Genomic DNA, 24,062 nt, shown 5'->3' with positions numbered 1-24,062 from the left:
GTGAAGAAGACCGAAGCCGAACTGCTGGAGAACCAGTGGGACGTCGAGAACATGGAGGTCGACCCCGAGGTCCTCGCGAAGTACGTCCGCTACCACGTCGACGAGGACCGGGCCGTCGCCACCATCACCTTCGACCGTCCGGAGCGGCTCAACGCCATCCCGGTGGCCGCCTTCGAACGGGTGGGTGACCTGGTCCGTGAGGCGGAGACCGACGACCGGGTCAAGGTCATCGTGTTCACCGGGGAGGGGGAGCACTTCGGCACCGGTGCCGACGCCGCCGAACTCGGTCACTACATCGGCTACCGGACCGGCACCGACAAGGCGTCCCGGCGTCGCCCGGCGCAGCGCCAGCGCATCCTGCCCGACCGTAACGTGCTCAGTTCCGGCTTCACCCGGCCGATCATCGAGTCGCTCAAGGCGACCATCTGCCAGGTGCAGGGCTACTGCTACGGCGGGCACTTCCAGATCGCACTGTCGGCCGACATCGTCATCGCCTCCCCGGACGCCCGGTTCACCCACCCGGCGTTCCGCTACCTGGGGCCCGCGCCGCAGGACATGTACCACTGGATCGAGAAGGTCGGCCTGACCACGATGAAGGACGTCATGCTCACCATGCGGGCGATCGGTGCCGAGGAGGGTGAACGCAAGGGCCTGGTCACCAAGGTCGTCCCGCGCGACGAACTCCAGAGGTGGGTCGACGACTACGCCGACGCGATCGCGGTGATGCCGCTGGACTCGCTGATGATGGGCAAGTCGATGATGCAGGTGGTGATGGAGGCGCGGGGCAAGGGCCTCGGGGCGATGACCGGCTGGGTCGGGCACGGCTGGGCCACCAACGTCAGCTTCGCCGAGGGGGACTGGAACTTCCTCAAGGAACGACGGGAGAAGGGCATCGCGCAGGCACTGGCCGACCGGGACCGGCTGGTCGCCCCGTACTTCCGGCTCAGCGACAGCCGGTCGCGGGAAGAGTAGGCGACGGCGTGAAGTTCGGCATCCTGCTCGACCACCAGTACGCCCCCGAGGACGACCTGGGCCGGCGCATCGGGGAGACCGTCGAGTACGTCCAGCACGTCCGGGACCTGGGCTACGACTCGGTCTTCGGCATCCACCACTACCTGTCGTCGCTGCGCACCCCGCAGCCGCTGCCGCTGCTCAGCCGGCTCGTCGACCACTCCGGGACGATGCAGCTCGGCACCGGCATCCTCATCCTGCCGCTGGGTCACCCGGTGCACTGGGCCGAGGAGATCGCCACCATCGACCAGATGTCCGGCGGCCGGTTCGTCCTCGGCATCGGCTCGGGCTACCGCGACGTCGAGTTCGCCGCGTTCGGCATCGAACGGCGCACCCGGGTGTCCCGGATGAACGAGGCGCTTTCGGTGATGCAGCAGCTGTGGACCGGGGAGCCGGTGCACCACGAGGGGAAGCACTTCACCCTGGACGGGGTGCGGTGCAGCGTACTGCCGGTGCAGCGTCCGCACCCGCCGGTCTGGGTGGGCGCCAACGGCCCGACCGGGATCGCCCGGATCGCCCGGCAGGGGCTGCCCTGGCTGGCCCCGTCCAACGTGCGCCGCAACTGGGCCGTCGGCAACCTGGCCGACTACCGCGAGCAGCGGCGGGCCGCCGGTTTCGACGAGTCCGACGCGGTCTTCCCGATCCACCGGGACCTGTGCGTGGCCGACTCCGCCGAGGCCGCCTTCGCCGTCGCCGGTGAACAGGTGAAACGCTCCTACGGCGAGTACGTCCAGTACGGCATGGACTTCTTCGAGTCCCAGTGGGACGCGATCAAGGAGAAGGCGTTGTTCTTCGGCTCGCCCGACGACATCACCGCCAAGATCCAGGATTTCGCCGATGCCGGCTACAACCACTTCGTCTTCCGCGCCCAGTGGCTCGGCCTGCCGATCGAACGGTCCATGGAGATCGTCGAGCGGTTCGCCCGCGAGGTGATGCCGAGGTTCCGGCCATGAGGATCGGTCACGTGATCGTCCCCGCCGACGACCTGGACGCCCAGCTCGCCTTCTACACCTCCCTCGGGTTGAAGGTGCGTTTCCGCGACGGCGACCGGTACGCCGCCGTCACCGACGGCACGGTGACCCTCGGCCTGGCCGACGCCGGCCAGCAACCCGTCGCCGGCCGCACCGTGCTCAGCATCCAGGTCGACGACCTCGACGCCTGCCTCGCCCAGCTGGCCGCCGCAGGTGCCACCGTCGCCACCCCGATCACCGGCCCCCACGAACGCCGGGCCCTGGTCACCGACCCCACCGGCAACCCCCTGACCCTCTACCAACCCCACCCCTGACCCACCCCCACCCCCCTCCCACCCTCCGTCCCACCCACCCCCGCCCTCCTGCCCCGGTGATCAAGAGAAAAGCGTCAGGAGTGATCTCCACGATGACGCGAACCTCTTGATCAACTGACGCAAACCTCTTGATCACCGGAGCAGGCGGGCCGGCGGAGCAGGGGGCGGGAGGGCAGGGGACGGGAGGGCCGGCGGGGACGGAGATCGGGACCGCACGGGGCGGGCGGTGGGAGAAGAAAAGGAGATCCACGTGAGTGTGAGTGACGAGCTGCGGGGCCGTACCGTCGGGGTGCTCGGCGGGACGGGGCCGCAGGGACGGGGACTGGCCCGGCGGTTCGGGGCGGCCGGGCTGGACGTCGTACTCGGGTCGCGGGACGCCGGGCGGGCCGCCCGGACGGCCGCCGCGCTGCCCGGCCGGGTCCGGGGCGGGTCGAACGCCGATGCCGCCGCGCAGGCAGACATCGTGGTGGTCGCGGTGCCCTGGGACGGGCACGCCGAGCTGCTCACCACGCTCGCCCCGGCACTGGCCGGGAAGATCGTCGTGGATTGCGTGAACCCGCTGGGCTTCGACAAGCAGGGTGCCTACGCCCTGCCCGTCGCGGAGGGCTCCGCCGCCCAGCAGGCCGCCGCGATCCTCACCGGGTCGCGGGTCGTCGCCGCGTTCCACCACGTCTCGGCCGTACACCTGGAGGACCCGGACCTCGACCGGGTGGACACCGACGTGCTGGTGCTCGGCGACGACCGCGAGGCCACCGACCTCATCCGGGAACTCGCCGCCGCCATCCCCGGCGTACGGGGCGTCTACGGCGGCCGGCTGCGCAACGCCCACCAGGTCGAGGCGTTCACCGCCAACCTGATCTCGGTCAACCGGCGCTACCGGGCCCACGCCGGCCTGCGCGTCACCGACGTCTGACCCCGCCCCGGCAGGAGAGGTCCGACCCCACCCCGGCACGAGGAGCACCCGCATGGATCTCGCCGACACCACCGCCATCGTCACCGGCGCCGCGTCCGGGCTGGGCGCGGCGACCGCCGCCGCACTGGCCGCCGCCGGTGCCACCGTGCACGGCTTCGACCTCGGGCCGGCCGTCGCCGCGGCCGGCGACCCACCGTCCGGGGTACGGCTCGTCGACGTCGACGTGTGCGATCCGGAGTCGGTGCGGGCGGCGGTCGACCGGGCGGCCGACGGCGACGCGCCCCTGCGGACGGTGGTGAACTGCGCCGGGATCGCCCCGTCACAGCGCGTCCTCGGCCGGCGCGGCATCCACGACCTCGACCTGTACGCCCGCGTGGTCCACGTCAACCTGGTCGGCACCTTCACCGTGCTGACCCTGGCCGCCGAACGGATCGCACAGACCACCCCGGACGGGCACGGCCAGCGGGGCGTGATCGTCAACACCGCCTCGGTCGCCGCGTTCGAGGGGCAGATCGGTCAGGCGGCGTACGCGTCGTCCAAGGGCGGCGTCGTCGGACTCACCCTGCCCGCCGCCCGCGACCTCGCCCCGCACGGTATCCGGGTGATGACGATCGCCCCCGGCATCATGCTGACCCCGATGATGCAGACCGTGTCGGCGGAGTACCGGGCCGGGCTCGCCGCCGGGGTGCCGTTCCCGGCCCGCCTCGGCGACCCCGGCGAGTACGCCGCCCTGGTGCTCGCCGTCGTCGGCAACGACTATCTCAACGGCGAGGTGATCCGCCTCGACGGGGCACTGCGCATGGCACCCCGCTGAGGACGGCCGTTCAGTACGCGTAGGTGACCGTGACGGTGACGTTCGGGCAGCCGCCGGCCAGACTGGTCAGGGCGCTCTTCTCGACGCTGTCGACGGTGAGCCGCCAGCGGGTCTTGGTGGCGACCCACTCGGTGACGTACCGGCACCGGGCGGCGGCGTACGGCGGTAGCCAGGTGGCCGGGTCCTGGTCGCCCTTGGCCTGGTTGACGTTGTCGGTGACGGCGGCCAGCGGGCGGCTGTCGCCGAGATCGTTGGCGTACGCCTGGCGGCGGCTGGTGGTCCAGGTACGTGCGCCGGAGTCCCACGCCTCGGCCAGCGGCACCATGTGGTCGATGTCGAGGTCACCGGTGGCGGTCCAGTAGGCGTTGTCGTAGTAGGAGTACCAGCGTCCGCCGGTCAGCGTGCAGGTGCCGGTGACGGTGGGCGTGTTGACCGCCTCGGCGAGCAGCACCTCGTTGCGGGTGGTGCAGCCGTCGCCGTCGGCGTCGATCCAGTGTGGGAACAGGTCGCGGCTGTAGCCGGTGCGGTTCTCGGCGGCGACGGTCAGGTTGGCGACGGCGGTGGTCAGCGGGGCGGAGTAGCCGGCGGCCTCGGCGGAGTGGGCGAGGCCGAGCGTGGCGGCGAGGGCCGCGGCGGGGATGGTCGCGGCGGCACGCAGGCGTCGGTTCATGGGTGCTCCGTCCGGTCAGATGCGGGCTCCGTTGCCCCATGTATAGACGGAGGTCGAATGAGTGGTCCAGTGGGCGACGCGTGAACGGTGGGATAACTCGCCGGTCAGCGGTGGACCGGCAACCGACCCAGCTTGTCCGGGTTGACCACCAGCAGCAGCCGCTCGATGCCCCGGGCCGAGGTGTCCAGCGTGATCAGCGTGACCGGCCGGTCGGCGGCGACCAGCACCCCCGGACCGCCGTTGACCTCCACCAGCCCGACGGTCGTCGCCCGCCAGTACTTGCGCCGCACGTTGTCCAGGAAGTTCGTCACCCGGGCCGGCCCGCACACGTCCCGGCGGGCCGCGTGTACCCGGCCGCCGCCGTCGGAACGGGCCACCACGTCGGCGGTGAGCAGCCGCTCCAGCGTCGCCAGGTCGCCGTCGCGGGCCGCGTCGAGGAACGCCCGCGCCAGCCGCCGGCGCTGCTGCGGCGCGACCGGCGCGCCACCGGCGACGGCGAGGTGCCGCCGGGCCCGGCCGGCCAACTGCCGCGCGTTCGGCTCCGACGTGCCGAGCACCCCGGCGATCTCCCGGTACGGGTAGTCGAACGCCTCCCGCAGCACGTACGCGGCCCGCTCGGCGGGGGTCAGCCGTTCCAGCAGCAGCAGGACCGCGACGTCCAGCGCCGCCGCCCGTTCCGCGCCGAGGGTCGGATCGGCGCCGGTGTCGACCGGCTCGGGCAGCCACGGCCCCACGTACGTCTCCCGGGTGGCCCGCGCCGAGGTGGCCGCGTTCACCGCCAGCCGGGTGGTCGTGGTGGTGAGGAAGGCCGCCGGGTTGCGCACCACGCTACGGTCGGTGCCCTGCCAGCGCAGCCACGCCTCCTGCACCACGTCCTCGGCCTCGACGACGCTGCCCAGCATCCGGTAGGCGAGCCCGAACAGCCGTGGCCGCACGTCGAGGAACGCGGCCAGGTCGGCCGGCGCGACGTCCGCCGGCGCGTCGGCGGTGGCCCCGGACCCGGTCGTCATGCGCCCACCGTAGGCGGTGCGCCGCGCGGGCCCGACGTCACCCGCCGGGCCCGCGCGCCGGGTCAGCGTCCGCGCCACTGCGCCAGCCGGATCCCACCGGTACGGGCGTCGCCGAGCGGGACCAGCGCCTGCTCGGCCAGCAGCGCCCCGAAGTAGCGTCCCTGCGGGTCGCTGACCACCGGTCGGGGGTCACCGGCGGCGGCCAGCGTGGTGCGACCCAGCTCGTCCAGGCGGAACCGCTCGGGCCCGGCCAGCTCCACGATCCCGTCGGCCGGTGCACCGACGGCGATCCCGGCCAGCACCGTCACCACGTCGTCGGCGGCGACCGGCTGGATCAGCGCCGACGGCAGCCGTACCTCGTCGCCCACCACGGAGGACTCGACGATGGCCGGCACGAACTCGAAGAACTGGGTGGCGCGCAGCACCGTCCACGGCACGTCCGCGGCGGCGATCAGCGCCTCCTGGGCCACCTTGGCGCGCATGTACCCGCTGTCGGGAATGCGGTCGGCGCCGACGATCGACAGCGCCACGTGGTGCCGTACGCCGGCCTTCGCCTCCGCGGCCAGCAGGGTACGGGTGGACGTCTCGAAGAACGCCAGCACCGCGTCCGCCTCGAACGACGGCGAGTTCGACACGTCCACCACCACGTCCGCGCCGTCGAGCGCCCCGGCCACCCCCGCGCCGGTGAGCGCGTCGACCCCGGTCCGCGGCGAGGCGGCCACCGCGTCGTGGCCCTGCCGCCCCAGCAGGGTCACCAGCCTGCTGCCGATCAGTCCGCTGCCCCCGATGACGACGATCTTCATGGTCGATCCACTCCCTGTCCGTCCCTGGCGGGTCGTACCGCCCTGCACCCTGACGACCGACGGGACCCGCGATCCGTGACAGGCCTCGTCCCGGCCCGTCGCCGTCGGCGGCCGGGGCGTCCGGCCACGCTCCACCGGCGGCTGCGGCAGCGGGTAGCGTTCCCGCGGTGGGTGCGCCGGCACCCGGGTGAGGAGACACCATGGCGGGCACGACGACGGTGGAGGTTCCGACCAGCGACGGCGCGGCGGATGCGTACCTGGCCCGGCCGGACGGGGACGGGCCGTTCCCGGCGGTGCTGTTCTTCATGGACGCCTTCGGGCTGCGTCCCCGGCTCGCCGAGATGGCCGAGCGGATCGCCGCGCAGGGTTACCTGGTGCTGGTGCCCAACCTGTTCCACCGCACCGGCCCGATGCCGCGCGTCGACCTCGCCGACCTGGCCGACCCGCAGCGGCGCGGCGAGCTGTTCGGCCGGATCGTGCCGCTGATCACCGCGCTCACCCCGGAGCTGGTGGCCCGGGATTCCGGGGCCTACCTGGACTTCCTCGCCGCCCGCGAGGACGTCGCGGACGGGCCGGTGGCGATCGTGGGGTACTGCATGGGCGGCACCAACGCGCTGCGCGCGATCGAGGCGCATCCGGACCGGATCGCGGCGCTGGCCAGCTTCCACGCCGGGCGGGTCGTCACCGACGAGCCGGACAGCCCGCACCGGGGTGTCGGCGCGGTCACCGGCGAGCTGTACTTCGCCCACGCCGACCGGGACGAGTCGATGACCACCGAGCACATCGCGGCGTTGGAGGGAGCGCTCGACGCCGCCGGGGTCACCTACCGCTCCGAGGTGTACGCCGGGGCCCCGCACGGCTTCACGATGGCCGACACCGCCATGTACGACGAGAAGGCCACCGAGCGGCACTGGACGGCGCTGTTCGACCTGTTGGAACGGACCCTGCGCTGAGCCACGCGGCAGCCGGATGACCGTTTCCACGCGAGGTCATGACAGTCGCGTGACATTCGGCCCGCAGCGTCCCGCCGTGGTTTCACCGCCCGCCCACCCGGGGCAGAAGCCAGGTCGACAGCGACTCGTGGAGGGACGACACACGTGGAAGTACAGGGCTTCTTCACCGCCATCATCATCGGTCTGATCATCGGTGCCCTGGGTCGCCTCGTGGTGCCCGGGAAGCAGAAGATCTCGATCCTGCTCACCCTGGCCATCGGCGTGGTGGCGGCGATCCTCGGCACCCTGCTCGCCGGCGCGCTCGGAGTGGACGACACCCCGGGCATCGACTGGATCGAGTTGTTCCTCCAGGTGGGCTTCGCGGCCGTCGGCGTCGCCCTGCTCGCCGGCACGTACGGCCGACGTCGGCACTGACCCGCACCCCCTTCGCGTCGGCCCGCCCCCTGCCCGGGGCGGGCCGACGCGGCCGTTGCGGGGCGGGTGGCGGTTCGGGTACCCCCAGGGGTATGTTGGGGGCAGGAGGTGCACCGTGAAGCTGCGACCGGAGATGACCGGCGACGCGTTGACCCGGCTCAAGCGGGCCCGGGGTCAGCTCAACGCCGTGATCGAGATGATGGAGAACGGTGAGGACTGCCGGGAGGCGCTGACCCAGCTCGCGGCGGTCTCCAAGGCCATCGACCGGGCCGGTTTCAAGATCATCGCCTCCGGGATGCGGCACTGCGACGCGGCGCGTGGGCGCGGTGAGACTCCCGAGATGACCGAGGCCGAGCTGGAGAAGCTCTTCCTGGCGCTGGCCTGACCCGCGAACGGCCTACCGCCCGGCCCGCCTGAGCGCGTCCCGGGCGGGTACTCCGCACCCCGGGACATGCGCCCCCGTCTGTCCGTTACATACCCCCAGGGGTATGACTTAGAAGAGAGGTTTGTCATGACTGTCGAGGTATCGGTGCTCAGCACGTCCTCGCTCGGCGACCGCAGCTACCTGGCCTCCGACGGCCGGATGGCGGTCGTGGTCGACCCGCAGCGCGACGTCGACCGCATCCTGCGCCTGGCCGGCCGGCACGACGTCCGGATCACCCATGTGGTGGAGACCCACCTGCACAACGACTACGTCTCCGGCGGCCGGGAACTCACCCGGCTCACCGGCGCCGAATACCTGGTGGCCGCCGCCGACCAGGTCGACTTCCCCCGCACCCCGGTCGACGACGGCGACGAGGTGCCCGTGTCGGACACCATGCGGCTACGGGTGGTCGCCACCCCCGGCCACACCTTCCACCACCTGTCCTACGTCCTGGACACCGCCACCGACGACGGCTGGCAGCCGGTCGGGGTCTTCACCGGCGGGTCGCTGCTCTTCGGCACGACCGGCCGCACCGACCTGCTCGGCCAGCAGCACGCCCACGAACTCGCCCACCACCAGCACGCCTCCGCCCGGCGGCTGGCCGACCTGCTGCCCGACGGCACCCAGGTCTGGCCCACCCACGGCTTCGGCAGCTTCTGCTCCGCCACCCAGGCCGACGCCCCCGACTCCACCATCGGCCGGGAGCGGCAGGTCAACCCGGTGCTCCGGCTCGCCGCCGCCGACTTCGTCACCGACATCCTCGCCGGCCTGGACGCCCACCCCGCGTACTACGCGCACATGGGGTCCACCAACGCCGCCGGCCCTGCGCCGATCGACCTCACCCCGGCCACCCGCGCCGACGCCGGGCAACTGCGCGAACGGATCGCCGCCGGGCAGTGGGTGGTCGACCTGCGCCACCGCAAGGCGTACGCCGCCGCGCACCTCGCCGGCACGGTCAGCCTCGGCCTCGACGGGCCGATGTCCACCTGGCTCGGCTGGCTGATCGACTGGGGCACCCCGCTCACCCTGCTCGCCGAGACCCCGGAACAGATCGCCGAGGCCCAGCGGGAACTGGCCCGCATCGGCATCGACCGCCCCGCCGCCCAGGCCACCGGCGGCCCCGAACGCTGGGCCGCCGACCCCGGCCAGCTCCGCGAGCAACCCACCGCCGACTTCGCCGCCCTGGCCGCCGCCCACGCCGGGAACCCGCCCGCCGGACTGCCCGCCCCTCAGGTCGTCCTCGACGTGCGGATGACCAACGAGTGGACGGCCGGGCACCTCACCGACGCGGTCCACGTCCCCCTGCCCGACCTGCGGGCCCGGCTCGCCGAGATCCCCGCCGGGGTGATCTGGGTGCACTGCGGCTCCGGGTACCGGGCCAGCGCCGCCGCGTCCCTGCTGGCCAACGCCGGCCGGACGGTGGTGGTCGTCGACGACCGGTTCGACCGGGCCGCGCCCGCCGGCCTCACCCTCACCACCCCTGCCTGACCCCACCCGCCGCGGCGGACCCGAAACGAGGAGAGATGGACCGTACCGACCCCACCCGCGCGGCCACCGTCGACGCCGGCACCCTGCGTGCCCTGGTCGACTCCGGCCGGGCGCCCCGCCTGCTGGACGTCCGAACCCCGGCCGAGTTCGCGACCGCGCACATCCCCGGCGCCTACAACGTCCCGCTCGACCTGCTCCGCGAACACCGCGACGAACTGCGGCGACACCTCGACGAGGAGGTGGTGCTGATCTGCCGCTCCGGCGCGCGGGCCAACCAGGCCGGCCGGGCGCTCGCCGCCGCCGGCCTGCCCCACCTGCGGGTCCTCGACGGTGGCATGCTCGCCTGGGAGAAGACGTCGGCACCCGTACGGCGGGGCACCCCCCGCTGGGACCTGGAACGCCAGGTACGCCTCGTCGCCGGATCGATCGTGCTGGCCAGCGTCCTCGGCTCGGTACTGGTGCCGGGGCTGAAGTGGGTCGCCGCGCTGATCGGCGGCGGGCTCACCGTCGCCGCCCTCACCGACACCTGCGCCATGGGCATGCTGCTGGGCCGGCTGCCCTACAACCGGGGTGCCGGATGCGACCTGGACGGTGTCGTCGCCCAACTGCGCGGTGACACCGGACGGCAGGGGTGAACGCCACCCTGCCGCTGACCGTCGGGCTGGCCGTGCTGATCGGGGTCAGCCTCGGCCTGCTCGGCGGCGGCGGTTCCATCCTGGCCGTGCCGCTGCTGGTCTACGTCGCCGACCTGCCGGCCCGGGAGGCCATCGCCACCTCGCTGCTCGTCGTCGGTGTCACCAGCCTCGTCGGGGTGCTGCCGCACGCGCGTGCGCACCGGGTCCGCTGGCGTACCGGGCTGGTGTTCGGGCTCGCCGGCATGGCCGGCGCGTACGTCGGCGGGCGGCTGGCCGGCCACCTTCCGCCGACGCTCCTGCTCACCGGGTTCGCGGTGATGATGCTGGCCACCGCCACCGCCATGATCCGTGGTCGACGGGTCGCCGCCGGCACCGCACCGTCCGAACTGCCCCTGGCCAGGGTGCTCGCCGACGGGGCGGTGGTCGGGCTGGTCACCGGCCTCGTCGGGGCCGGCGGCGGATTCCTGGTGGTGCCCGCGCTGGCGCTGCTGGGCGGCCTGCCCGTGCCGGTCGCCATCGGCACCTCGCTGGTGGTGATCGCGATGAAGTCGTTCGCGGGTCTCGCCGGCCACCTCGGGACCGTCGACATCCACTGGCCGCTGGCGCTCGCCGTCACCGCCGCCGCCGTGCTCGGCAGCCTGCTCGGCGGGCGGCTCACCGGCCGGGTGCCGGCCGAGGTCCTGCGTCGGTCGTTCGGCTGGTTCGTCCTGGTCATGGGCGGTTTCGTGCTGCTGGGGCAACTACCCGTCGGGGTACGGTCCGACCCGGCACTGTGGACGGGGCTGGCCGGCCTCGCGGCCGGCGCGGCGCTCGCCGCGCTGACCTGTGCGCGACGTGCCCCGGCTGCCGTCGCTCGCGGGTCGACCCGGCCCGCCGACTGACCGCCCGGTCGGCTTGGCCGCCGCGTGGCGGCGGAGCCGGCCGCGTCGGCCCGCGCGGTCACCCGGGGCGACGCCGTTTACGCATGTTCTCCATGCCCTGCCGGGTACGGAACCTGAGCAGTAGCTTGCTGGTCTCCTTGCGGAAGTGGCTGCACTGCTTGCCGAACTCGCCCACCGACTCGTCCTTGCTCGACTGGAGGAGACGTTCGGCGTGCTCCAGCCAGCTGCAGCCCTCCCGCGGGCAGGGCTCGGGGATCGGATCGGCCGAGCCGGTCAGCTCGGCGGCCAGCAGGATCGCCCGGGCCATCAGGAACCTGGTGACCGGGGTGACCCGACCGGCCAGGTGGACCTGCTGGAACACCCGGCACCCGTCGAAGAAGTGGAACGCCTTCACCGCCTTCTCGGGGTCCCGGCGCAGCTCCGCCATCCGCAGGTAGACCGCACCGAGGCCACGTAGGAGTTGCACCTCGGTGAAGTTCTCCCGGAGGAAGTCCGCGATCGTCGAGTGGGACTCGTCGGCCACGTCCCGGTCGGCCGGCGGACGCACCCGGGACGGGACGTGGAGGAGCCGGTGGAGCTGGTCGGCGAACGCGCTGCCCTCGGTGATCCGCCACACCCCCGGGTCGGCCAGGCTGGTCACCACCGAGTCGCCGCTCCACCGTCGGTTGAGCATCCTCGCGACACCCTCGGTGTAGCCGCCGTTGCTCATGATCTCGGTGGCGACGTTCTCGACGTCGCTCCAGGCGATCTCCCGGCTCAGCTCCAGATCGACCCGGGTCCGCAGGATCACCGACTGCTCCAGCAGCGGACCCTCCCGCTCCTCGGCGGCGAGCAACTCGCCCGCCTCCAGCAGCAGCGGACGCGGATCGGGGTCGTTGCGCGGCCAGCCGAACTGGGCGTACCCGACGACGGCCTCGACCATGGCCAGTCCGTGCCGCAGCCGCCCCCGACCGTCCGACGCGGTCACGATCAGCCGCCGGTACGTCTCGATCGCCTGCCCGTACTCCCAGATGTAGCGGTGGAATTCCGCCCGGACCTCCAACACCCCCGGATGCTCCGGCCAACGCCGCTCGGCGGCCCGGATCAGCTCCCAGACGGCACTGTTGTCGACGTCATGACGACGGTTCACCCCCTGCTCGTCCCGGTACGTCTCCAGCACCCCCAGCCAGCGCCGGTACTGCCGCTCCAGCCCCACCTCCATCTGGAGCAGCTCGATCGAGTGGCTGAACCGGCGCAGGTGCCCGTCGAGCTTGTCCCGGCGCACCCGGTAGAGCCGACGGATGTTGACCAGCCGCTCCGGCGCCGGCACGCTGCTGCTCTCCCGCCCCTCGGGGGTGGACGCGGCCAGCAGGTTGCCCTCGCTGCTCCACCGGGCCCGGTGGCACCACAGGTCGAGTACCGCGTGGTGCCAGGTGGTGTGCTCCTGCTCGGCCAGCCAGTTCTGCACCTCCCTGATCCGGCGCAGCAGTTTCTGGTCCCGTGGACGGGTGCGGGGCGCGTCGCCGCCGCCGGGGTGCGCGTCGACCTCGGCCCGCCAGATGCCCAGCTCCCGCTGGATACGCAGCTCCCGCAGCAGTGACTGGGCGCCCGGCCGGTCCTCGTGCGCCCGCCTCGCGCAGTCCAGCGCGACCTCGGCCTCGGTCGTCGCCTCGGCGAACCTGTTGTTGCGGCGCAGGCAGTGCGCGACGAACAGGTGCACCTCCGCCTCGATCCCCGGGAACAGCGGGAACTCGCCGTCGGTCAGCACCAGGGCCATCGTCCGCCGGGCGGCGTGCAGTTGGCTGACCACGTCCGGGTCGCCCCGGTGCACGGCGTGCAACAGCCGCCACACGTACATCCGGGTGTCGCTGGGCCAGCGGGCCGGCGAACCCCACGCCGCCGTCAGCTCATCGACCACCCGCCGGCCCGTCGCCGCCTGGTCGGCGAAGGTGGGCTGCTCGGCGACGAGCAGTGTCGCCACCCCGCACAGCCGCATGCTCCACAGTCCCCGGTCGCTGTCCGACCCGGACAGGGCCAACCCCTCGCTGACCGCCGCTGTCGCCTCGGTCAGCGTCGCCACCCGCTCCGCCAGGGTGCGCTGCCCCCTGGCGCGACCGCACAGCAGCCGGTGGCGCATCTGCAGCACCGCGAACCGGTCCCGCAGGGTGACCGGCTCGGGCATCAGCTCGAACAGCTCGAACGCGGTACCGAGCGCATCCCGCGCGGCCGGCACCCGACCCGAGGTGAGCTGGAGGTCGACGGTGTTCAGCAGCCAGGAGATCCCCACGGTGATCAGATCCGGTCGGCTGCCGCCGGCCACCCGGGCGCAGTCGGCCAGCACCGGCGCGGCCCGCTCCCGGGCTGCCAGCAGGCTCGTCCCGGCCCGCAGCCGGCGGCCACCGATGAACAGTGCGGTGTCGATCGACTTCAGCAGCCGGTGCGACAGCGCGTCCCGGTCGGCCTGTTCGATCGCCGCCGCCACGGTGTCGGCGGCGGCCACGAACGCCTCGCGCACCTGCTGGCTCTGCCCGCTGGCCCGCATCGCCTGGTTGAGCCGGGCGGCACCCGCGACCACCGGGTAGCCGGTGGCCCGGACCGGCCGGTCGGCGGGGACGTCGACGACCTGTGGGGCGACCCCGCCCGGCGTCGTGACCGGGTCGGCGTCCGCCGCAATGGCCGCGGCCTCCAGCAACACCGGGCTGAACGCCGCGTCGCCGGAGTGCGCGGCGGCGAGTTTGGTCAACGTCTCCCGCAGCCGGGGGTATCCGGCCACCACCGCCTCGTCGAGGCAGCCGATCGCCCGGTCGACGCCCAGCATGACGTGCCGGTCGGAGTTGGCCGGGTGCCGTTGCCGCTGCCTCAACATGGCCATGACCAGGGCGAACATCGCCTCGGCCACCGGCTCGTCGAGCTGGTCGGGGGTGAGTTCGGCACCGTCGACGAGCGCCCGCCCGTAGACGTTGTCGCCGCCGCTGCCACGCAGGGTGGCGGTCAACGCGTTGCTCAGCGCGTGCCGCGTCGACCGGCCCAGGTCGTGCCAGAGGGTGCCCTCGTGCTCCTGCTGGGTGAGGATGCGCGCCTCGACCAGATGGTGGGTGGCCTGCGGGGTGAGCCCGCAGCCCATCGATTCGAGCAACTCGGTGGACAGCCACAGCCCGTCGGTGATGGCCCAGGCGGTCAGCACGGCCAGCGCGCCGGGCCGGCCCCGCTTGCCGTCGGTGCCGGTCCACAGCGCGAAGCAGTCCACATCCCGCAGCCCGGCGCCGACCGTGGCGGCGGAGCGGCGCAGCAGCGCGTCGACGAGATGTTCGACGCCCGGCTGCTCGATCCGCTTGTTGAGCACGTCGTTGGCGAGTTCGTCGACCCCGTTGTGCAGTACCCCGGGCAGCCGGACCAGCTTGTCGTCCAGCTCCGTCCAGAGCCGGCCCTCGGCGAGGCCGCTGATGGTCAGGCCCCCGCCGTACAGCGGATGGGAGAGCAGTTGGTCGACCAGCGCGGTGGCCTCGTCCTCGTTGAGTTCCCTCAGTTGGATCACCGGCAGATAGCGCAACCGGCCGTCGCCGCTGAGGTGGATCTCCGCCCGGCTGGCGACGATGACCAGCGCCCGGTCGAACGCGGACAGCTCCAGCAGCCGGTCCAGCTGCGCCCGGACCGCCTCCGGTCGGGTGCCCAGCCGGGAACCCTCGACGAACAGGATCAGCCGCCGGCGGTGCAGCTGCCGTTGCAGCTCCTCGACCAGGGTCGTCCGGACCGCCTCGGCGTAGTCCATGCCGTAGTCGGTGACGTCGTCGATGGTGACGTCGAGTTCCCGGGCGAGCACCCCGAGCACCGGCTCGGGTGCGCTGCTGTTGGGGATGCACAGCCGCAGCAGCGCCACCTCGTCGAGCCGCCCGGCCTCCTCGGCGAAGCGGGCCAGCACCTCGTCGACGAAGTACCGCTTGCCGGCATGCCGGGGCCCGACGACCGGCAGCACCGCCCCCTGCGGCACGCCCAGGCTGGCCGCGCCCCGGGCCAGCTCCGGGACCCGGCCGGCGAACGGCACCTGCCGGGCCGGCCAGGCGCTGTCGAACCCGGCCCGTTCGCCCTGGTCGGTGGGGGAGCCGGTCGGCCGGCGGGGGAACGGCACCGGGCGCTTCTCCGGCGGACGCCACGCCGGGTTGCGCACCCAGCCCCGGTCGAACTCGACCGGGCTGCGGGCCGGCGCGGGATAGCCCGCGTCGACCAGGAGTTCCCCGGCCTCCCGCAGCACGTCCGTCGGGCTCAGCCACTCGGGCGCGTCCGCCCGGCCGTGCTTGAGGACCTCCAGCAGGGCCCGGGTGAACGGGGTGTGCAACTCGTCCGGGCCGGCGTCGAGGGCCGGCCCGCTGCGGACGGCCGCCATCAGCTGCCAGCCGCTGAGCTCCTCGTCCACCCGGAACTGCTCCGCCGGCAGGGCGGTGCTGGCGTTGCCCGCGTGACAGCAGTCGAGGATCAGCAGCCGGTGCCGCGCGCCGGCCCCCTGCGCGGCGGTCACGAAACCCTCCACCGGGAACCCGCTGCCGGGGTTGTCGGTGGCCTCCCGGGGCAGCAGCCGCATCGACCGGCCCACCCGGACGGCGTGGCCGGCGTAGTAGACCACCAGCAGGCCGTCCTCGCCGACCAGTTGGGCCGCGTCCTCGACGTAGCCGGCCAGCTCGTCGGCCGACGGGTCGTGCACCACGGCGATCCGCCGCTTCGGCAGACCCCAGACGGCGGGATCGGCGAACGCCGTCGCCAGTGCCTCGATGTTGTCCCCGGCGGCGGGGACGGTCAGGGCGAGATGGTCGTACCGGCTGACCCCCAGCAGGACGGCGCGGGACTTGGTCGGGTCGAACCGTGGTTGGTGCGCAGCAGTCACCGCAGGCCCTGCTGGAGCACCGCGATGACGTCCTCGGCCGAGCCGCTGGCCTCGATCTTCACCTCCCGGGTGCCGTCCGGGCTGTCGGTGAGGGTGACCGTGACGGTGGTGTCGCCACCCCGGCGGGCGCCGCGCCGGGCCTGGAACCAGTCGTACACCGCCTGGATCACCACGGGCAGCAGCACGTCCTGGCCGATGAACTCCAGCACCTCGGCGGCACCGAGGGTGCCCGGTTCGGGCGCGCGGTGGATCAGCCGGACCCGGGCGTCACGCAGCTCCGGGTCGGCCACCAGTTCGTCGCGAAGGTCGTGCACCGGCGACTCGTCGGAGTCCGAGACCGAGAAGATCAGACGCATGCCGTCATCATGGCCCATGCCGTCACGCGATGTCAGCCGCCGGACGCTCTCCTGTCGTCCTGTCGACACAGTCCCGCCGACCGTCCATGTGGGACCACCGCCCCGACCGAGTCCGGTGGGAATTGCGCCGTGCCGGGTGGACCGTCCGATGTGGGGGACGGGGTCAGCGGTGGCGCAGTGGCGGCTCAGGAGTCGGCGGGCCCGGTGTCGTCGGCGGGCGGGAACGCCAGCGCCACGGTCAGGTCGAGCACGGTGCCGGGCTCGTTCAGCCGGTCGCCGTACAGCTCCCGCAGCCGGCCCATCCGGTACCGGACCGTCTGCGGGTGCACGAACAGGTCGGCGGCGACGTCGTCGCGGCGGCCCTGGTGCAGCAGCCAGGAACGCATCGTCTCGGCCAGTCGCGCGGCGGTCGCCGCCGGAAGCGTGGCCAGCGGCGCGAGCACCTGGGCGCGCAGGTCGGCCAGCGCCTCCGGGTCGGTGTGCAGCACCAGCCGGGCCAGGTGCCGCTCGGTGTCCCACGCGGCGGCGTCCGCCGGTGACGGCAGGCCGAGGGCGAGCGCCTTCAGTACCCGCTCGTACGACCGGGCCACCGCCACCCAGGGCCGGGCCGGCCCGAGCACCGCGTGGTGCCCGTGCAGCGCCGTGGCGAGCTGCCGCCGTCGCCCACCGTGCATGTCCGGTACGAGCAGCAGCGCCCCCTCCTCGGCCCACTGCGCCCCGGGCAGTTCCTCGCCGCTCTCCAGGGTGTGCGCCGGGAGCACGGCGAGCACCCCGCGCAGGCTACTGCGGGGTAGCACCACCACGGTCAGGGTCTGCGGCGGGGGCCACTCGGCCCGTTCGGCGCTGCGCCGCAGCACCTCCTCCGGTTCCCCGGCGAGCAGTTGGTGGGTGAGCCGGTCCAGGTCGCGCCGGCGGGCCCGGCCGACGTTGGCCAGCTCGTCGGAGTGGCCGGCGACGCTGGCGGCGGAGAGTTCGTCGATGTAGGCGAACATCAGTTCGGCGAACTCGGCGACCGTCTCGGCGGACAGCCCGCTGCGTACGGTGGTGGTGGAGACCTCCCGCCAGGCCACCCGGGCCCCCACCCGGTACGCGGCCAGCAGTGCGTCCATGCTCCGCCCCGCCCGCGCCTCCCCGGCGCCCAGCGCGTACGCGGCCTCCAGCGCCCGGTTCAGCGGGGTGCTCGGGTCGGCCGCCGCGCCGGCCCGTTCGATGAGCTGGAGGAACGTGCCCAGCGCGATCCGAACCGCGTTCTCGATCTTCTCGCGCATCTGGCCGGTGAGCGTGCCGGAGTAGGCGGGGACCTCGGCGGTGATGGTGGTGACGGTGTGCGCGGCGACCATCGGCAGCCGACCGCGTAACCGGGCGGCCACCGGCGGGTCGAGTTCCAGCCGGCCACCCAGGTGGCTGGTCGCCCCCGTTTCCGACATGTTGTTCCCTTCGAACAAGTTATCGCGTCCGATTCACCTTCCCCGGTCAAGATGTTATGCGAAAGTGCGAGGACCCTGGGTTCATGACCACCACCGTCCCGCACCGCCCGGCGAAGACCACCGTCCGGGACCGGCTCCTGCGGTTGGCCGAGACGGTCACCACCCCGCTGCTGCCGGAGGACTACCTCGACCTGGTCGCGCCGCTGCGCGCCGGGGCCGCCCTGCGCGGGCGGATCGTCGCCGTCGAGCCCGAGACCCCCGACGCGGCGACCCTCACCATCCGGCCCGGCCGCGACTGGCGCGGCCACACCCCCGGCCAGTACGTCCGCCTCGGCGTCGACGTCGACGGGGTACGCCAGTGGCGGGCCTACTCGCTGACCTCCGCCCCCGACCGCCCCGACCGCCTGATCAGCGTCACCGTCAAGGCCATCCCCGACGGCAGGGTCAGCAACCACCTGGTCCGGCGGACCCGGGTCGGCACCGTCGTCCAGCTCGACCAGGCGCTCGGTGACTTCGTCCTGCCCGACCCGGTCCCCGCCCGGGTGCTGTTCCTCACCGCCGGCAGCGGCATCACCCCGGTGATGGGCATGCTCCGTGCCGGCGTGCACACCCGCGCCGACGTGGTCGTGGTGCACTCCGCGCCGAGGCCCGACGACGTCGTGTTCGGCGCGCACCTGCGTGCGTTGGCCGCGCAGGGCGGCATCCGCCTGGTCGAGCGGCACACCGACCGCGACGGCCTGCTCGGCGTCGACGAACTGGCCACCCTGGTCCCCGACCACCTCGACCGGCAGACCTGGGCGTGCGGCCCGGTCGGGATGCTCGACGCGGTGCAGGAGCACTGGACGGCGGCCGGCGTCGCCGACCGGCTGCACACCGAACGGTTCCGGCCGACGGTGATCGCCCCCGGCGAGGGCGGCACCGTCACCTTCACCCGCACCGGCCTCACCCTCGCCGCAGGCGGCGGCACCCCGATCCTCGACGCCGGTGAGGCGGCCGGGGCGCTGATGCCGTCCGGCTGCCGGATGGGCATCTGCTACGGCTGCGTCCTGCCGCTGCGCCAGGGCGCGGTGCGGGACCTGCGCACCGGGGAACTCACCACCGCCGTCCCCGGTGACGGCGTGCTCATCCAGACCTGCGTGTCGGCGGCGGCCGGCTCCTGCGACATCGATCTCTGACCGGAGGCCGGACGTGACCGTCATCCAGCACAAGCCCGTGAACCCGATCGCCCACCTGAGCGCCGAGGACATCGAGTCGCTCGGCAAGGAACTCGACGCCATCCGGGACCGGGTGCTCGCCGAGCGCGGCGCGAGCGACGCGGCCTACATCCGCAAGGTGATCAAAACGCAGCGCACCCTGGAGATGGGCAGCCGCGCGGTGCTGCTCTTCTCGCTCTTCCCGCCGGCCTGGGTGGTCGGCACCGCCGGCCTGACGGTGGCCAAGATCCTGGAGAACATGGAGATCGGCCACAACATCCTGCACGGCCAGTACGACTTCATGCGCGACCCGAAGATCCACTCCACCACCTGGGAGTGGGACCACGTCTCCCCGGCCGACCAGTGGAAGCACTCGCACAACCAGCTGCACCACACGTACACCAACGTGCTGGGCAAGGACAACGACCTCGGGTACGGCATCATGCGCGTCGACGAGGACCAGAAGTGGCACCCGATGCACCTCGGCCAGCCGCTGTGGAACTTCGTCAACGCCTGCTTCTTCGAGTACGGCATCGCCGCGTACGACCTGGAGCTGGGCCGCAACCTGCGCAAGGGCCGGCACAGGACCCCCGAGTTCCGGGCCCGGCTGCGTGCGGTCGGTCGCAAGATCCGTCGCCAGGTGCTCAAGGACTACGTCATCCACCCGCTGCTGTCCGGCCCGTCCTTCCTCACCACCCTGGCCGCCACCTTCACCGCGAACCTGATCCGCAACCTGTGGAGCCACTCGGTGATCATGTGCGGCCACTTCCCCAGCGGGGTGGAGACGTTCTCCAAGACCTCGATCGAGGGCGAGACCCGGGGCGAGTGGTACCTGCGGCAGATGCTCGGCTCGGCCAACATCAGCGGCAGCCGGCTGCTGCACATCATGACCGGCAACCTGTCCTTCCAGATCGAGCACCACCTCTTCCCCGACCTGCCCAGCAAGCGCTACCAGGAGATCGCGCCGCAGGTGCGGGCGCTGTTCGACAGGTACGGGCTGACCTACACCACGGGTCCGCTGCCCAAGCAGGTCGCCTCCGCCTGGTGGAAGGTCATCCGGCTCTCCCTGCCCAACCGGGAGACCACCCGGCCGGCCGCCGACGAACCCCCGGCCCGGGTGCTCGCCACCTCCGGCGTCTGAGCACCGCACCGGTCCCGACGCCGGCCCTCCGGCCGGCGTCGGGCGGTCAGCCGTCCGGGTCGACCTCGACCACCTCGGCCACCGGCCGGCGCGGCACCGCCGGCAGCTCCGACACCGGCGGCCCCCAACCCACCCGGACCACCAGGTACGGCTCACCCACGTCGGCGAGCAGCTCCCGCATGATCCGGCGCGGCCAGGCCAGCTCAATGGTGTCGCTGATCGGGGCGGTGGACAGCCCCGCCGCGGTCGCCGTGAGCAGCAGCGCCGACAGCGCCTCACCGCCGCGCAGCCACCCCGCCGGGTCGTCCCGGTCACCGAACAGGATCACGTACGCCGCACCCCGGTCGAAGTCCGTGCCGGCGGCCAACCCGGCGGCACCGCCCGGCGCGTAGTCGCGCAGCGGCACCCGGCGCGGCGCCGGCCGCACCGCCGTGGCCGTCGGCACCCCGTCACCGCTGCCGGCCGGCCGGTGGGTCCACCGGTGCAGCTCCGCCCGGTAGCCGGGGTCGGCCAGCTCGGCGTCGGCGGCCCGCCCGGTCGACACCGCCAGCATCGGCATCTGGTCGGCCCGGACCACGTGCAGGTGCGCGCCCTCGGCCTCGACCGCCGTCCGCAACCCGGTCAGCACCTCGTCGGGCACCGGCCGGTCGCCGAAGGCCCGCCGGTCGGTACGCCGGCGGGGGATCGCCTCGGTCAACCGGGCGGCGGTCAGGTCCAGCCCGCCCGGCCCGGTGGCCCGCAGCCGGGCCAGCAGCCCCGGATCGGCCGGGTCGGGCAGCCGGTCGACGTCGACCCGCCAGCCCGCGGCGGCCAGCGCCACCCGGGCGTGGTGCAGCACCGCGCCGCAGCTCAGCACGAGCAGCCGCCCGTCCGGGTCGGTGCCGGTCAGCTGCCGCGTCGGGTCGGCGTGCAGCTCCAACAGGCCCCGGGCGACCCGCCAGCGCCACGGTTGGGTGTTGAACACCGACGGGGCGTACCGGGACAGCTCGGCGGCGGCGGTCAGTTCGCGTACGGTCGGCACCGGGTCCGGACGGGTGGACGGCGAGGTCATCGTGGACACCTCCTGGTCGCTCTGCCCCCACCCTGCGCCCACCCGGCCGGGCGCGACCAGGGCCGGACGACCCGACCGGTCGGGCCGGTGGCCCGTCAGCAGCCGGTCCAGCGCACCGGGGTGAGCCGGTCGGTGGTGGTCCAGCCGACCGCCGTGCCGGTGTCGGTGACCGCCCGCGCCTGCACGTCGGGGAACCCGGCGACCGCCCCCGGCAGCGGCGTCACCAGGTCGGCGTGCCACACCGCCCGCAGGCCCAGCAGCGCTCCACCGGCGGTGACGTCCTGCACCGGTTCCACCTCCGGGTCGACGACGGTGGCCTTGCCGGTGTCCAGATCCCACCGCACCGGGCTCCGGTCCCCGTCCGGGTCGTCGCCCGTGGTGCCGGCCGCCCACCCGCCCCGGGCCGCGAGCACCCAGGCGTTCGGCCTGCCGGGCACGGTGAGCCGGACGAACGGCCCGCCGGGGCGGCGCACCCAGCCGGCGTAGGAGGACGAACCCGCCGACACCCGGGCGTTGCCGACCACGGTGCCGTCGTCCAGCACCGCGAGGGCGGCCCCGTCGGGCGGGGTGTCGATCGTCTCGACCGTGCCTGGCCGGTCCGCCGGCCAGCGCAACGCGATCGCGCTCCCGGTCGCCTCCACCGCGCCGTGCCCCACGATGTCCCCACGCCCGTTGATACCGGCGACCCAGGCGCCCGAGACGTTGCCCGGGACGGGCAGGTCGGTCAGCCGGCCGTCCTGGTAGCGCCACGGCCGCTGCACGGCGGTGACGTAGGCGTTGCCGATCACCACGCCGGCGCTGTTGACGTCCACGACGTCCTCGGCCAGCGCGGTGTCCACGGCGGTGACCCGGGCACCCTGCCAGAGCAGCAGCACCGGCTCCCACACCCCGTCGGTGATCCGGGTGCCGATGCCGGCGACGTACCGCCCGGTCGGGTCGACGGCCGTGGCCCGGCCGTGGGTCACCCCGGTGGGCAGGGGCAGTGGGTGCAGCGCGCACAGGCGCAGGCTGTCCCGGCGTGGTCCGGCGGGTGCGGTGCCGGGCAGGGCCGGTACGGCGGTCAGCAGGCCGACGGCGGCTGCGGCGAGCAGGCGGTGACGGATCATGGTGGCTCCCATCGGACGTGGTGGTGGGGGACCGCGCCCCGGCCCGCCGCGTCCGGCCCGCCGTCGGGGTGGGCGCGGGTAGGTCGTGCGGTGTGGTCGACCCGGTGGACCGGGCGTCGGTGACGCCTGTATGACGGTCGAGCCGGGCACCGGGTTACGCGCTGTCCGGAACGCGACCGCTCCCGCGTGCGGGATCATGGGGGGACCCGGCGGAGGGAATGCGATGGCCTACCTGTTCCTGCTGATCGCGATCGGTGCCGAGGTGGCCGGCACCAGCCTGCTCAAGGCGACACAGGGGTTCACCCGGCTCTGGCCCACGCTCGGGCTGGCCGTGGCCTACCTGACGGCCTTCGGGATGCTCGCGCTGGCGGTCCGGGACATCCCGGTCGGGGTGGCGTACGCCATGTGGTCCGGGCTCGGCACCGCCGCGATCGTCGCCGTCGGCGCGGCCTTCCTCGGCGAGCCGCTGAGCCTGACGAAGGTGGTCGGAGTGGGCCTGATCATCGGGGGAGTGGTCGTGCTCAACCTCGGCGGGACACACTGAGCCGGCCGCCCCCGGGTAGGGGGGCGGCCGGCTGCGGCGTGACCGCTAGCGGCGGCCGGCGGAATGCCGGTGCACCACCTGCCGCCCCCGCACGAACGCCAGCACGATCACCGCCAGCAGCGCGACGAGGCCGATGATGGCCAGCCAACGGACCGCCTCCAGCAGCAGCCCGAGCAGGATGAGCGCGCCGCCGACGACACCGACGACCCAGAGCATGGCCCGCATGTCCACCTCCCGTGAACTCACTGACCGGGCAGCCTTCCCGTTCCGGGCCGCCGTATGCCCCGCACGTCCCCGGGAGCGGGGTCAGTGCGGGTCGGGCCGCCGGTGGGCGACGTAGACGGTGTTGGCGGACTCCCCGCCGGTCAGCGGGTTGGCGAACGGGACGACGTGCGCCTGCCAGGTGGTGAACACCTCGGCCAGGACCCGGACGAACGCGTCGTCCGGCGGATCGTCCGACCAGAGCGCGAACACCCCGTCGGGCAGCAGCAGGTCGGCCAGCCGGCGCAGCCCCTCGGGGGTGTAGAAGGCGGCGTGGCTGGGGTGCAGCACGTTACGCGGGGAGTGGTCGACGTCGAGCAGCACCGCGTGGAACCGGCGGCCCGGCTGCTCCGGGTCGAAACCGCTGCTGTCGGCGACCGCGGCGAAGAAGTCCGCCCGGACGAACCGGGTCCGGGGATCGGGGGCGAGACCGGCGGCGAAGGGGAGCAGCTGCCGGCGGTGCCAGTCGATGACGTCCTCGATCGTCTCCACCACCAGCACCGAGCGCACCCGCGCGTCCTCCAGCGCGGTACGGGCGGTGTAGCCCAGACCGAGACCACCGACCACCACGTCGAGCGGCCCGTCGCCCAACGGGGCCAGCCCCAACCGGGCCAGTTCGATCTCGGCGACCGGGAAGAGGCTGGACATCAGGTACTCGTCGTCGAGCTTCACCTCGTAGACGTCGACGTCGAGCGTGGGTTCCCGCCGCCGGCGCAGGCTGATCGCGCCGATCGGGGTATCCCGCCAGGCCAGTTCCTCGAATCGCACGCCCACCGGGCCGTCCCTCCACCGTCGTCGTGCCGGGATGCTACCGGTACGGCCGGTTC

Annotated in this window: 24 protein-coding genes; 14 read left to right on the top strand and 10 right to left on the bottom strand. The window is 73.5% G+C overall.

The window, feature by feature from the left end:
- The 5 genes from ACN260_RS16570 (at position 1) to ACN260_RS16550 (ending at position 4,023) form a co-directional block, all read left to right on the top strand.
- Complete coding sequence (locus ACN260_RS16570) at positions 1–972, top strand: enoyl-CoA hydratase/isomerase family protein (protein WP_422751965.1); 972 nt, start codon at positions 1–3, stop codon at positions 970–972.
- A gap of 8 nt (positions 973–980) precedes the next feature.
- Positions 981–1,964, top strand: coding sequence for an LLM class flavin-dependent oxidoreductase (locus ACN260_RS16565; RefSeq protein WP_422751964.1), 984 nt, complete (start codon positions 981–983; stop codon positions 1,962–1,964).
- Complete coding sequence (locus ACN260_RS16560; protein WP_422751963.1) at positions 1,961–2,296, top strand: VOC family protein; 336 nt, start codon at positions 1,961–1,963, stop codon at positions 2,294–2,296. Before ACN260_RS16565 ends, ACN260_RS16560 begins: the two co-directional genes overlap by 4 nt.
- A 250-nt stretch (positions 2,297–2,546) precedes the next feature.
- Complete coding sequence (npdG, locus tag ACN260_RS16555) at positions 2,547–3,209, top strand: NADPH-dependent F420 reductase (RefSeq protein ID WP_422751962.1); 663 nt, start codon at positions 2,547–2,549, stop codon at positions 3,207–3,209.
- Positions 3,210–3,261: 52 nt separating this feature from the next.
- Complete coding sequence (locus tag ACN260_RS16550) at positions 3,262–4,023, top strand: SDR family NAD(P)-dependent oxidoreductase (protein WP_422751961.1); 762 nt, start codon at positions 3,262–3,264, stop codon at positions 4,021–4,023.
- 10 nt (positions 4,024–4,033) lie between these two features.
- On the opposite strand, the gene ACN260_RS16545 is transcribed toward ACN260_RS16550, so the two are convergent.
- From ACN260_RS16545 to ACN260_RS16535, 3 genes are all read right to left on the bottom strand, one after another.
- A complete protein-coding gene (locus ACN260_RS16545) occupies positions 4,034–4,693 on the bottom strand; it encodes an HNH endonuclease family protein (RefSeq protein WP_422751960.1) in 660 nt (219 codons plus the stop codon).
- Between the two features lie 104 nt (positions 4,694–4,797).
- Positions 4,798–5,703 (bottom strand): RNA polymerase sigma factor SigJ, encoded by a 906-nt coding sequence (gene sigJ, locus ACN260_RS16540; protein WP_422751959.1) that lies wholly within the window; start codon positions 5,701–5,703, stop codon positions 4,798–4,800.
- 62 nt (positions 5,704–5,765) lie between these two features.
- Positions 5,766–6,506, bottom strand: coding sequence for an SDR family oxidoreductase (locus ACN260_RS16535; protein ID WP_422751958.1), 741 nt, complete (start codon positions 6,504–6,506; stop codon positions 5,766–5,768).
- Positions 6,507–6,706: 200 nt separating this feature from the next.
- Here ACN260_RS16535 and ACN260_RS16530 point away from each other — a divergent pair, with 200 nt between their 5' ends.
- From ACN260_RS16530 to ACN260_RS16505, 6 genes are all read left to right on the top strand, one after another.
- Entirely contained in the window at positions 6,707–7,459 is a 753-nt protein-coding gene (locus ACN260_RS16530) for a dienelactone hydrolase family protein (RefSeq protein ID WP_422751957.1), read from the top strand.
- Positions 7,460–7,603: 144 nt separating this feature from the next.
- Entirely contained in the window at positions 7,604–7,873 is a 270-nt protein-coding gene (locus ACN260_RS16525) for a GlsB/YeaQ/YmgE family stress response membrane protein (RefSeq protein ID WP_422751956.1), read from the top strand.
- Positions 7,874–7,988: 115 nt separating this feature from the next.
- A complete protein-coding gene (locus tag ACN260_RS16520; protein WP_204926517.1) occupies positions 7,989–8,258 on the top strand; it encodes a metal-sensitive transcriptional regulator in 270 nt (89 codons plus the stop codon).
- Between the two features lie 126 nt (positions 8,259–8,384).
- Positions 8,385–9,785: a rhodanese-like domain-containing protein gene (locus ACN260_RS16515; RefSeq protein ID WP_422751955.1), complete on the top strand. Its 1,401-nt coding sequence runs from the start codon at positions 8,385–8,387 to the stop codon at positions 9,783–9,785.
- Between the two features lie 35 nt (positions 9,786–9,820).
- Positions 9,821–10,420, top strand: a complete 600-nt coding sequence (locus ACN260_RS16510; protein WP_422751954.1) for a rhodanese-like domain-containing protein — start codon at positions 9,821–9,823, stop codon at positions 10,418–10,420.
- The gene (locus ACN260_RS16505; RefSeq protein WP_422751953.1) at positions 10,417–11,301 is read left to right on the top strand and encodes a sulfite exporter TauE/SafE family protein; all 885 of its coding nucleotides are present in this window, start codon (positions 10,417–10,419) and stop codon (positions 11,299–11,301) included. Before ACN260_RS16510 ends, ACN260_RS16505 begins: the two co-directional genes overlap by 4 nt.
- 58 nt (positions 11,302–11,359) lie before the next feature.
- Here ACN260_RS16505 and ACN260_RS16500 read toward each other — a convergent pair whose 3' ends face one another.
- The 3 genes from ACN260_RS16500 to ACN260_RS16490 form a co-directional block, all read right to left on the bottom strand.
- Positions 11,360–16,156 carry a caspase family protein gene (locus tag ACN260_RS16500; RefSeq protein WP_422751952.1) on the bottom strand — a complete coding sequence of 1,599 codons (4,797 nt, stop codon included), beginning with the start codon at positions 16,154–16,156 and terminating at the stop codon, positions 11,360–11,362.
- Positions 16,153–16,512 carry an effector-associated constant component EACC1 gene (locus tag ACN260_RS16495; protein ID WP_422751951.1) on the bottom strand — a complete coding sequence of 120 codons (360 nt, stop codon included), beginning with the start codon at positions 16,510–16,512 and terminating at the stop codon, positions 16,153–16,155. The genes ACN260_RS16500 and ACN260_RS16495 overlap by 4 nt, the downstream gene beginning before the upstream one ends.
- A 185-nt stretch (positions 16,513–16,697) precedes the next feature.
- Positions 16,698–17,939, bottom strand: coding sequence for a PucR family transcriptional regulator (locus ACN260_RS16490; protein WP_422751950.1), 1,242 nt, complete (start codon positions 17,937–17,939; stop codon positions 16,698–16,700).
- An 83-nt stretch (positions 17,940–18,022) separates the two neighbouring features.
- On the opposite strand from ACN260_RS16490, the gene ACN260_RS16485 reads away from it, so the two are divergent.
- Together ACN260_RS16485 and ACN260_RS16480 are read left to right on the top strand one after the other, a co-directional pair.
- A complete protein-coding gene (locus ACN260_RS16485; RefSeq protein ID WP_422751949.1) occupies positions 18,023–19,114 on the top strand; it encodes a ferredoxin reductase in 1,092 nt (363 codons plus the stop codon).
- A 13-nt stretch (positions 19,115–19,127) separates the two neighbouring features.
- Positions 19,128–20,273, top strand: coding sequence for a fatty acid desaturase family protein (locus tag ACN260_RS16480; protein ID WP_422751948.1), 1,146 nt, complete (start codon positions 19,128–19,130; stop codon positions 20,271–20,273).
- Positions 20,274–20,319: 46 nt separating this feature from the next.
- Here the strand turns inward: ACN260_RS16480 and ACN260_RS16475 are convergent, their stop codons facing one another.
- The gene (locus ACN260_RS16475) at positions 20,320–21,324 is read right to left on the bottom strand and encodes an Acg family FMN-binding oxidoreductase (protein WP_422751947.1); all 1,005 of its coding nucleotides are present in this window, start codon (positions 21,322–21,324) and stop codon (positions 20,320–20,322) included.
- 95 nt (positions 21,325–21,419) lie between these two features.
- Positions 21,420–22,430: a hypothetical protein gene (locus tag ACN260_RS16470; RefSeq protein WP_422751946.1), complete on the bottom strand. Its 1,011-nt coding sequence runs from the start codon at positions 22,428–22,430 to the stop codon at positions 21,420–21,422.
- Positions 22,431–22,653: 223 nt separating this feature from the next.
- Between ACN260_RS16470 and ACN260_RS16465 the strand changes: the two genes are divergently transcribed.
- The gene (locus ACN260_RS16465; RefSeq protein ID WP_422751945.1) at positions 22,654–22,974 is read left to right on the top strand and encodes a DMT family transporter; all 321 of its coding nucleotides are present in this window, start codon (positions 22,654–22,656) and stop codon (positions 22,972–22,974) included.
- A 45-nt stretch (positions 22,975–23,019) separates the two neighbouring features.
- Here ACN260_RS16465 and ACN260_RS16460 read toward each other — a convergent pair whose 3' ends face one another.
- Positions 23,020–23,199, bottom strand: a complete 180-nt coding sequence (locus ACN260_RS16460; protein ID WP_422756737.1) for a hypothetical protein — start codon at positions 23,197–23,199, stop codon at positions 23,020–23,022.
- Positions 23,200–23,280: 81 nt separating this feature from the next.
- A complete protein-coding gene (locus ACN260_RS16455) occupies positions 23,281–24,009 on the bottom strand; it encodes a spermidine synthase (RefSeq protein WP_422751944.1) in 729 nt (242 codons plus the stop codon).
- Between the last annotated feature and the right edge of the window lie 53 nt (positions 24,010–24,062).

The sequence above is a fragment of the Micromonospora sp. WMMD708 genome (assembly GCF_049315245.1).
Lineage (GTDB): Bacteria > Actinomycetota > Actinomycetes > Mycobacteriales > Micromonosporaceae > Micromonospora > Micromonospora wenchangensis.
This window is presented reverse-complemented; position numbering and strand designations above follow the sequence as displayed.